Here is a 10,126-nt window from a genome sequence, read left to right as displayed (position 1 = left end):
GTGGCGTAGCGGTGGCGCCGGCGCAGGGCGAAGTCGTCGACGCCGATCACGCGGGGCATCCGCCCGGTGGGCAACGGGATGCGCAGCAGGGTGCGGGCCGGAGGCTGTTTACTCCTCTGTGTAAGGGGTGATCTTGCTGGGTGCTGGTTGGGCCCTGGCTGACACCAGGGACGTGACCCACAGTGAGTGACTTGATGAACGAGAGCAGCCTGCATGCCGAGCCCGCAGAGAACCGTGGGGAGGCGGCACAGCGGTTGGCGGGAGCCTTGTCGCCGGCGGCAATCGACCGGTTGCTGGCCGATGCGGAAGCGGCCGGGGTCGGTATCGACGGCGCGGGCGGGTTGCTGCAGCAGATGATGAAGGCGGTGCTGGAGCGGGCCTTGCAGGTGGAGATGGCTGACCACCTCGGCTACGAGGCCGGTGATCCCGCCGGACGGGGCTCGGGCAACTCCCGCAACGGCGCCTACTCCAAGACGGTGACCACGGTGGCCGGGCCGGTCACCATGGACGTGCCACGCGATCGCAGGTCCGAGTTCGAGCCGGTGATCGTGCCCAAGGGCCGGCGGCGCCTGGCCCAGGTCGACGACATGATCTTGTCGCTGTACGCGCGGGGCATGACCACCCGGGACATCACCGCCCATCTGAAGGAGGTCTACGGCTCGGAGGTGTCCCCGGCCCTGGTGTCGAAGATCACCGATGTGGTGGCGGACGAGATAACAGCCTGGCAGGACCGGCCTGTTGACGAGGGGCGGTTTCCATCAGTGGTTGCGAATCACCTGGTCAATGGGCCTGTCAGGCATTCTCGCATGGCGTCGGCGGGGGTCTTGTCTCCGAGGATGATGCGGGGGCGGCGGTTGAGTTGGCGAGCGACTTCGCGAAGGTCGCGGGCACTGTGGACGGAGAGGTCGGTGCCCTTCGGGAAGTACTGCCGCAGCAGGCCGTTCATGTTCTCGTTCGTTCCGCGCTGCCACGGTGAGTGGGGCTCGCAGAAGTAGATCCGGAAGCCGGTCAGCGCCTCGATGTCCTCGTGCAGGGTCAGCTCCCGACCTTGGTCCCAGGTGAGCGTCTTCCGCAGCTGGGGCGGGATATGCGCGGTCTGCGTGATGAGCGCGTTGCGGACCTGCGGGGCCTTCCAGCCGTGGGGCAGGTGGATCAGGTGAACGTAGCGGGTGGTGCGCTCGACGAGGGTGCCGATTGCGGAGCCCTGGCCGCGGCCGATGATGAGATCACCTTCCCAATGCCCGGGAACTGTACGGTTGTTGACCTCGGCGGGACGGTCATGGATGAGCGTCATGTTCTTGATCTTGTTCAGAGTGGGGACGCCACGGCGCTGCTTCTTGCGGCGGGTGCGGCCGGTGCGGAGTTTGGCCTTGCGGCGGCCGAGAAGGCCGGCGAACAGGGCTCGGTAGATCGTTTCGGTACAAGCCCGCATCGCCGGGTGGTCGGTGTGCTCGCGGGCCAGGTAGCGGGCAATCTGCTGCGGTGACCACTTCTCGGCGAGCTTCTCGCGTACCAGGGTCCGCAGTGGTTCGCCGGCCCGGATCTTCTCCTCCTTGGGGCGGTGTCGCCGCAACAGGGCCTGATTGTGGGCCCACCAGGGGTTGTAGCGCCCGTCGGGTTTGCTGTTGCGCTTGACCTCCCGGTAGACGGTCTGAAAGCTCTTGCCGATCGACGCGGCGATCTGCTTGACGGTCTGCTGGGCATGGAGCCCGTCGGCGATGGCGATACGGTCGTCCTGGGTGAGGAAGCGCGGCGATATCGGGCCGGGGTCGGGAACGATCACGCTTCCAGCATCGATGAACCACAACGAACCACAGCTGGTGGACACCCCGACCCGACGAGCAGCGGCAGCACCTCTGTATCCCTCGCGCAGCAACTCGAAATACTTCTTCTTCACCGCAGTCGGCATCTTGTTGGGGGCGTACTTCGCCATCCGAACGCACTCCTTCCGGTGCGTTCGCAACCACCGATAGAACTCAAGAGGTCTACCCGATCCTCTACATCGACGCGCTGAGCGTGAAGGTCCGCGACGGCGGTATGGTCACCAACAAGTCCGCCCACCTGGTCATCGGCGTCGACGTGGACGGCATCAAGAACGTGCTGGGCATCTGGCTGCAGGATGCCGAAGGCTCGAAGTTCTGGCTGAACGTGCTCACCCAGCTGAAGAACCGCGGCCTGAGGGACGCCCTGATCGTGTGCTGCGACGGGCTGACCGGCCTGCCCGAGGCGATCAACACGGTCTGGGAGAAGGCACTGGTCCAAACGTGTGTGACCCACCTGATCCGCAGCTCGATGAAATACGTGTCCTACGGCGACCGCAAGCAGGTCGCGGCCGCCCTCAAGCCGATCTACACCGCCGCCACGGAGTCCGAGGCACTGTCCGCTCTCGACGAGCTCCGGTCGAACTACGGCAAGAACTACCCTGGCCTGATTGCCAGTTGGGAGCGGGCATGGGAGGAGTTCATTCCCTTCCTCGCTTTCGACCGCGAGATACGCAGGGTGATCTACACGACCAATGCCATCGAATCCCTGAACTACCAGCTGCGGAAGATCACCAAGACGCGCGGGCACTTCCCTTCCGACGACGCCGCCGTCAAGCTCCTCTACCTCGGCATCCGCCGCATCGAGGGCCGGCACATCGACGGCGACGGCCCCATCCCCAAGGGCCGCATCCGCGGCACCGGCACCCTCGGCTGGAAACGCGCCATGAACCACTTCATGCTCGCCTTCCCCGACCGCCTCCCCCTCTGACCCCAGCAAGACCACCGACAGTAACCAACCCTGGGGCCCGACCAGCAAGGCCGCACACCTCTACATACACAAAGGAATTGACAACCTCTCCGCAGATGCCGGTGGTAGGCGATGGACTGCTCGTCCTTGCGCCTGTCCGGGCCCGGACCGCTGCCCGCCCGCGCGGGCGGTTCCACTTTCTCGTCGACGAAGTGATTCCAGCCGGTGAGCTGGAACAGCGGCAGTGGTCGCATCGGAGTGTCTTTGAGCTGCTGACGCAGGCGCGCCTCGCGCTTGTCGCGCAGTTCCAGGGTCGCTTCGGCGGCCCGGAGTGCGTCGGTGACCAGCGAGGTGCGCATGTGGTCGGCGACCGACCAGCCCACCAGGCGGCGCGAGAAGCAGTCGATCACGGTCGCCAGATACAGGAACTCGCCGTCGCCCACCGGCAGGTAGGTGATGTCCCCGACGTACCTCACGTTCGGGGCGCTCGCGGTGAAGTCGCGCCGCAACAGGTCCGGCACCGGGGTGGCGGACGGCTCGGGCACGGTCGTGACCTGCCGCTTGCGCAGCCGCAGTCCGGCGATGCCGAACTTCCGCATGACCCGTCCGACGCGCTTGTGGTTCACCAGCTCGCCCTCGTCGCGCAGCTCGGCGGTGATGCGGGGGCGGCCGTAGGTGCCGTCCCACTCGGCGTGCACGGCACGGATTCGCATCGCGAGTGCGGCGTCGGCCCGCTCGCGCGCGGCGCGGGCCTGGCGGCCGGTCCGCCACTTGTAGAAGCTGGAGCGGGCGACCTCCAGCACGTGACACAACCGCTTCACGCTCCAGGCGTGGTGGTGGTCCTCGATGAACTGGAAGCGGCTGGTCACCAGGTCATCTCTTGTGCGAAAAACTTCGACGCCTTGCGGAGGATGTCCCGCTCGGTGGCGAGTTTCTGCATCTCCTTGCGCGCAGCATCCAGCTCGCGGCGCAGGGCCTCGTTCTCGACCTGAAGCTCTTCGGCCGTCGGCGGGGAATCCACCGTGTTCTTCTCCGTGCTCGTACTCGTCGTGCTGCCCCCGCCGCGGCGGGCCCGTTCGGTCCGTACCCAGTTGCGCAGCGTCTCGCGACTGATCCCCAGGTCCTTGCCGATGCCCTCGAAGGTATGACTCGGGTCCGACAGGTACAGCGCGACGGCGTCCGCCTTGAACTCGGGCGAGTAGACCTTCATCACCATAAAAGATGCCTCCTACCCGGCCCCTACCGGGGCCGGGATCAGAGGTGTCCACCACCCGGGGACAGGTCCCACCGGTCCTGGGGGTGTCAGTTGTTGTAGTTGCTGGCGATTGCGCAGAGGGTGAAGGAGCCGACGCCGAAGTAGGTGCCGGTGGGCGAGGCCGGGTTGACGGGGGCGTGGAGGCCGTGGTCTTCGGAAAGGCCGTGGGGGAAGGACGGTGCCTGGTACTTGAAGACGTTGTCGGAGTTCGGCGGCAGGTTCACCGCGTTGCTGTCGATGATGACGGCGCGGGCGGCGTAGGGGCCGTTGATGGTGAAGCTGATCTCTTGTCCGTTGGGGCCGTTGTTTTCGGTGAGGGTGACCGATCCGTTGGCGTGCGGCGGGGGGAAGACGGTGGTGCCGGTGCCGCTCGGGGCGACCTGGAACAGGTAGTTGCCCGCTCCCAGGACGTCGTCGCACGTTGAATCGGTGGGTGCGGTCTGGGGCTGGACCCCTGCCTGGCTGGGCGCCCCCGGCGTGGTCGAGGCGGGCCCGATCGCTACACCAGTCGGACTGGTGCCGACGGGGATGGTGGTGGTGACGGTGTTGGTGGCGGTGTCGATCACCGACACGGTATTCGAATCGGCGTTGGTGACGTAGGCGTGGGTGCTGTCCGGGGTCACCGCTACACCCTCCGGATTGTTGCCGACGTTCACGGTGGCCGTGACGGTGTTGCTGAACGTGCTGATCACCGACACCGTGTTCGAATTGGCGTTGGTGACGTAGGCCTGGAAGCCGTCCGGGCTCACCGCCACGCCGAACGGACGGGCGCCGACGGTGATGGTGGTGGTGACGGTGTTGGTGGCGGTGTCGATCACCGACACCGTGTTTGAACCGCTGTTGGTGACGTAGACGTGGGAGCCGTTAGGGGTCACCGCCACACCCTGCGGACCGGTGCCGACGGTGACGGTGGCGGTGACGGTGTTGCTGGCGGTGTCGATCACCGACACGGTATTCGAAGCAAAGTTGGCGACGTAGGCGTGGGAGCCGTCCGGGGTCACCGCCACACCACGCGGTCGGCTGCCGACGCTCACGGTGGCGGTGACGGTGTTGGTGGCGGTGTCGATCACCGACACATTGGCCGAACCGAAGTTGGCGACGTAGGCGTGGGAGCCGTCCGGGGTCACCGCCACACCATCCGGTCCGCTGCCGACGCTCACGGTGGCGGTGACGGTGTTGGTGGCGGTGTCGATCACCGACACATTGGCCGAAAAGAAGTTGGTGACGTAGGCGTGGGAGCCGTCCGGGCTCACCGCCACAGCAAACGGACTGCTGCCGACGGGGATGGTGGCGGTGACGGTGTTGGTGGCGGTGTTGATCACCGACACCGTATTCGAAGCAAAGTTGGCGACGTAGGCGAAGGTGCCGTTCAGGGCGGCTGCGGCCGCGTGCACGGCTCGCCCGGTCACCGCCGTACGAGAATGGTTTTTGGCCCGGTGGCCGCCCGAGCCGCCCTGGGCCGCTGCGTGCACGGCCGGCAGCACCACCAGGCCGGCCAGGACAGCGAATGCCGCCGCCAGCCGGCCCAGCCACACCCACCACCGCCTTCCGCCCCGGCTTCTCTGAACCCCCAAGGGGGGGGCTACGTCCGCATGACGCCTGTTCACTGCTGTCTCCTGATCTCAGAGCGGTGCGACCTCGGTCCGTCATGTGCCGGGCACGGCGAGCAGAAAGACCTAGATCACTACAGAAAGCGATATGCACTATATGGGCGAAATTGCGGTTCTTGGTGTAGGCCGGTTCTGATATGCGGGGTGCCGGTTTGGTGTCGGTGGGTGGGTGTCAGTGACGGCATGTCAGATGGGGGTGTTTTCGCTGGTCGGGTGTTGAGGAAGAGCAAAGTCGCTGCCGTGGGGCGGTTTCTGTAGCGGTGTGGCTGTCATAGGGCGGTACACCCCGCTCCGCGCCGCTGTCTTGAGAACGGCACTTCTGATCCTTCAGTAGCTGCGCGGAGGCACGGTGGTCGGTGCCGTCTCCGCGAGCGGAAGGGTGTGGGGTGGGGAGCCGGGCGCATGGGGTGAGATCACGGCGGGGCCCGTCTCCATGGACGTGCCCCGCCGTACGGGTCGGTCGGTCTACCAGTGCTCGTGGTGCTCGCAGCCGTTGTCGTTCCTGTGGTGCTTGATGGTGGTGGGGTCGGTGGCGGCGTGGGTGGTGTCGCCGCCGCCGGTGACGGTGGCGGTGTTGGTGACCTTGGCGGCGGCGGTGCAGGAGACGTCGACCTTGAGGGTGATGGTCGGATAGCTGTGCCCGGCGGGGAGGACGTCGCTGCGGGTGCAGGTAAGGGTGGATCGGGTGCAGGTCCATCCCTTGCCGCTGATGCTGTCGGCCTTGAGTCCTGCGGGGAGGGTGTCGCTCACGATGACCGTGCCGTTGGTTGCTCCGGGCCCGGCGTTGCCGACCTTGATGGTGTAGGTGCCGTCCCGACCTTGGGTGAAGTTCCCGGTGTGGTGCTTGGTGATGGTCAAGGACGGGCCGCTGACCACGCTGTAGGAGATCGTCACTTCTGGTGTGGCTCCCGCGGCCGCGGGAGCTGCCGAGGCGCCGGAGGAGGCCGGGGCGTACGACGATCCCGCGCCACCGGCGCCGGAGCCGGGGCCACCGGCGCCGCCGCCGAACCAGCCACCTCCCCCGCCACCACCTCCATCGCCGAAGGCGTTGCCGCCGGAGCCGGCAACGCCGCTACCGCTACCGAAACCGCCGCCGCCACCGGTGGACCCGCCGCCCCCGCCACCGCCGACTCTGTTGCTGAATGGCCTGCAGGGGTGCGGGGCGGCCCGGCATGATCGTTGGTGCGGTCGTTCTGTCTGCTCCGGCCGTAGGGGGGTCGGTGTAGTGTCCATGCGACCGGGGGGACTGCCGCCTGTTCCTGAGCTTGTTCCTTATGGTCGGGCTTGATCATCGGCATGGAGCTGGTCGCTCGTTCGGGTGATCGCCCGTCGTGGGTGCGGCCTTCTCGTGATCCTGAACTCAGCGACGAGAGCAGGAAGTTCACCAAGAAGGCCGCGGTGATGAGTGTGATGCAACCGGTGGGCGGGCGTGAGGCGTTCGCGGAAGTGTCACGCTTCCGGGCGGGTTTCTACGCGTGCCTGTCACGGCGGGCGGATGCGTTCTTCGAGCTGACGGACGCGCTGCTGTGCGCGGACGGGCCGGCCAGGACGCCGGTGGAGCTGTCCCTGACGGCCGAGCACCGGCGCGGCTACGGAGCCCTCTACGCTGCCTTGAACGAGGGCCGCCTGGATGTCGAAAGGCTCCGTGACCTGCTGGTCTCTCTGCCCCTGCCCAGGTTCGGCGACCGGATCGTACTGACCGTGGACGTCTCGCCGTGGCTGCGGTCGGATGCCGTCTGCTCACCCGAGCGGCTGTTCTGCCTGGTCCACGGCCGCAACGGACGTGCGTCGGACCACGTGGTGCCCGGCTGGCCGTACTCGTTCGTCGCCGCCCTCACCCCGGACCGCACGTCCTGGACGCAGATCCTCGATGTGGTCCGGCTCGGCCCTGCCGATGACGCCGCGCTGGTGACCGCCGCCCAGTTACGGGCCGTGGTCGAGCGCATGGTCACGGCTGGTCAGTGGCGTGACGGGGACCGGGACATCATGGTCGTGATGGACGCCGGCTACGACCCGATGCGCCTGGCACACGTGCTGCGGGACCTGCCGGTCGAGGTGGTCGGGCGCCTTCGTTCGGACCGGGTCCTGCGCTGCCCGGCACCGACCCGTGCCCAGTGGGACGCGGCGCATCCGGCGGGAGGCCGGCCCCCGAAGCACGGGGCCCGCTTCAAGCTCGCCGATCCCACGACCTGGCCCGAACCCGCCGTGACCACCCGCAACGACACCGCCCGCTACGGCAAGGCGGAGACGACGGCGTGGGACCGGCTCCACCCGTTTTTGACCCACCGCTCGGCCTGGATCGACGACGACGGGGAACTCCCGCTGGTCGAGGGCACGCTGATCCGGCTGAAGGTCGACCACCTGCCCGGCGACCGCGACGCGCCGCCGGTCTGGCTGTGGTCCTCCGCCACCGGCCTCGGCGCGGCCGAGGTGGACTTCGTCTGGTCGTGCTACCTGCGCAGATTCGACCTGGAGAGGAGCAAGCCAGACTGCTGTCGTAGTCGTGACTTGGCTTCACTGTCGCTGTCCTCCTTCATCGTTTTGGATTATCGCGGTCTTCTGGTGGTCGAGCCAGGCTTGTCGGGGCTGGTGGCCGCGGGACTGCTGATGGAGCGCGCGGAGCCGGTCGACTTCGGCTGCGTCGGCTTGAATGATCCAAGAATGATGTGCGTCGTCGGCCTGGTGGCCGGTGACCCGACCTTGGGTGAGCCACCCGTAGAGGGTGACGCGCGGGATGCCGAGCTCGCGGGCGAGGTCGGTCAGCCGCCACTCGCCGGGGCCCAGTGCGGGGCGGGTCCGGCGGAGGGCTTGTTCGCGGCGGCTGACGAAGCCCAGATCCTGCAGGAGATGACGGATCCCCTCGGCTCCGAAGCGTTCACGGCGCTTGGGTGGGCGGAATCCTTCGCTGTTCAAGATGTCCGCGATGGCGGCCGCGTCGTGGCCGCTCTGGGTGAGTTCACGGGCGCGGGCTGCCAGACGCGGGTAGTAGCTGAGCTGGTCCAGGCGGGCGACAGGCCGGACGAACTCGCCGTTCGTGCGGTGTCCTCCGGCCCAGGTGATCTCAGCGGTGACCCGCTCGCTGTCTCCGACGACGGCGAGGCTCACCTTTTCGACCAGGTGACGCAGGAGTTGTTTGCGATCTGCGTCGGCGGTCGTCGCGGCTGCCCAGACAGCCGGGATGTCGCTGGCCAGGGCACGGATCCGCTCACGCTCTTCGGTGGTCAGCGTGCGGGGCCGGGCGGCGGTGAAGCGGTCGTACTCCTCGGCCAGGTCCCTCTGCTCGGCCAGCGTGTTCTCCCAGTTCCGCTCAAGCTCACGCACCACCAGGCGGTTCTCGGGCTCGGCCAGCTGGTACTGGCGCCGGGCCCGGTCGACGGCGTACTGGGCACGCTCCAGACGCTGCCGCCAGATCCGCTCGACCTGCTCGCGCCGCTGCTGGGCCTGCCCGGCAGCCTGGAGGGAGACCTCGAGTGCGGCCGGGGCCAGCGCGGTCATCAGCAAGCTGGTCACGAAGCGGTCCGCGCAGGTGCCGGCCAGTGTCTGGCACAGCGACCCGCCGTAGTCGGCCTTGGCCCGGGAGCATTCGTAGCCCGGCCGCAACCGCCCCTGGGGTCCGCGCTGATAGCGCACGGTCATGCGGGTGCCACAACGGCCACAGAAGACGAGGCCTCCCAGCAGCGCGGGCCCGTCTCGCAACGAGCCCATGCTCTCGGACCTGGCCCGGTTCGCCTCGAGCCGGGCCAGGTTGCGTTCATGGCGCGCGATGTCGATATAGGCGGGCAGCATGTCGGGCAGGTAGACCAGCCAGTCCTCGCGGGGCCGGCGGACCCGGCCGGTGAACGGGCGGCCCTCCTGACGACGCCGCGGATCGAGTTTGCTGCGGCCGTAGACGTAGACACCGGCATAGATCGGGTGGCGGAGCATGTTCTGCAGCGCGATCCGGCTGGGCCGGCGCCACTGCAGGTCACCCCGCCCGTCCCCTTCACGAACCCGGATGCCCAGCTGAAGTCCGTGGTCGACGAAGTACCGCAGCACCGCGTTGACAGTGGCGAGCTCGTCGAACAGGTCGAAGACCAGCCGGACCACGCTCTGGACCTGCTCGTCCGGGTCCAGTTCGACCGCCCCGTCGGGCCGGCGGATATAGCCGACCGGCAACGGCACGGCGAGTTCACCACGGCGGGCCTTGCTGATCCGTCCGCTCCACAACCGCTGTTTGATCAGGTGGAGTTCGGCCTCGCTGATCGTCCCCTTCAGCCCGAGCAGGAGCCGGTCGTTGTGCTCGGCGGGGTCATAGACACCGTCCGGGTCGGCCAGCAGCGTCCCCGACAACGCGCACAGTTCCAGCAGCTGGTGCCACTCGCGACCTGAACGCGCCAGTCGGGACATCTCGATCCCCAGGACCATCCCGACGTGATCGAGTCCGACCTCGGAGACCAGGTGTCGGCGTACAAGTGAACGTCCCCACCTGCGTACGGATGAAAAGGGACAGTTGTTGATGCGTTGAGACCCGCTGCTCGGCACTCTGCTGCTT

The 10,126-nt window shown here is 67.6% G+C and carries 4 protein-coding genes and 4 pseudogenes; 3 read left to right on the top strand and 5 right to left on the bottom strand.

The features are described from left to right. Window positions 1-254: 254 nt before the first annotated feature. Window positions 255-743: pseudogene (locus AB0N17_RS44295) on the top strand (transposase); the annotation flags it as partial. A gap of 29 nt (window positions 744-772) precedes the next feature. Here AB0N17_RS44295 and AB0N17_RS44290 read toward each other — a convergent pair. Next, complete coding sequence (locus AB0N17_RS44290) at window positions 773-1,933, bottom strand: IS30 family transposase (protein WP_366017368.1); 1,161 nt, start codon at window positions 1,931-1,933, stop codon at window positions 773-775. A 50-nt stretch (window positions 1,934-1,983) separates the two neighbouring features. Between AB0N17_RS44290 and AB0N17_RS44285 the strand changes: the two are divergent. Beyond that, window positions 1,984-2,751: pseudogene (locus AB0N17_RS44285) on the top strand (IS256 family transposase); the annotation flags it as partial. 299 nt (window positions 2,752-3,050) lie between these two features. Here AB0N17_RS44285 and AB0N17_RS44280 read toward each other — a convergent pair. From AB0N17_RS44280 to AB0N17_RS44270, 3 genes and pseudogenes are all read right to left on the bottom strand, one after another. Further along, window positions 3,051-3,946 (bottom strand): annotated as a pseudogene (locus AB0N17_RS44280) (IS3 family transposase); the annotation flags it as partial. A gap of 86 nt (window positions 3,947-4,032) precedes the next feature. Further along, a complete protein-coding gene (locus AB0N17_RS44275) occupies window positions 4,033-5,520 on the bottom strand; it encodes a YncE family protein (protein WP_366017367.1) in 1,488 nt (495 codons plus the stop codon). Between the two features lie 540 nt (window positions 5,521-6,060). After that, window positions 6,061-6,489, bottom strand: coding sequence for a hypothetical protein (locus AB0N17_RS44270; protein WP_366017366.1), 429 nt, complete (start codon window positions 6,487-6,489; stop codon window positions 6,061-6,063). Window positions 6,490-6,996: 507 nt separating this feature from the next. On the opposite strand from AB0N17_RS44270, the pseudogene AB0N17_RS44265 reads away from it, so the two are divergent. Further along, a pseudogene (locus AB0N17_RS44265) lies at window positions 6,997-8,076 on the top strand (transposase); the annotation flags it as partial. Window positions 8,077-8,109: 33 nt separating this feature from the next. On the opposite strand, the gene AB0N17_RS44260 reads toward AB0N17_RS44265, so the two are convergent. Next, the gene (locus AB0N17_RS44260) at window positions 8,110-9,981 is read right to left on the bottom strand and encodes a recombinase family protein (protein ID WP_366017369.1); all 1,872 of its coding nucleotides are present in this window, start codon (window positions 9,979-9,981) and stop codon (window positions 8,110-8,112) included. Window positions 9,982-10,126 lie beyond the last annotated feature (145 nt).

This window comes from Streptomyces sp. NPDC051133 (assembly GCF_040682635.1).
In the GTDB taxonomy this organism is placed as follows: Bacteria; Actinomycetota; Actinomycetes; order Streptomycetales; family Streptomycetaceae; genus Streptomyces.
The sequence above is the reverse complement of the archived record's forward strand: the minus strand, read 5'-3'. Positions and strand labels throughout refer to the sequence as shown.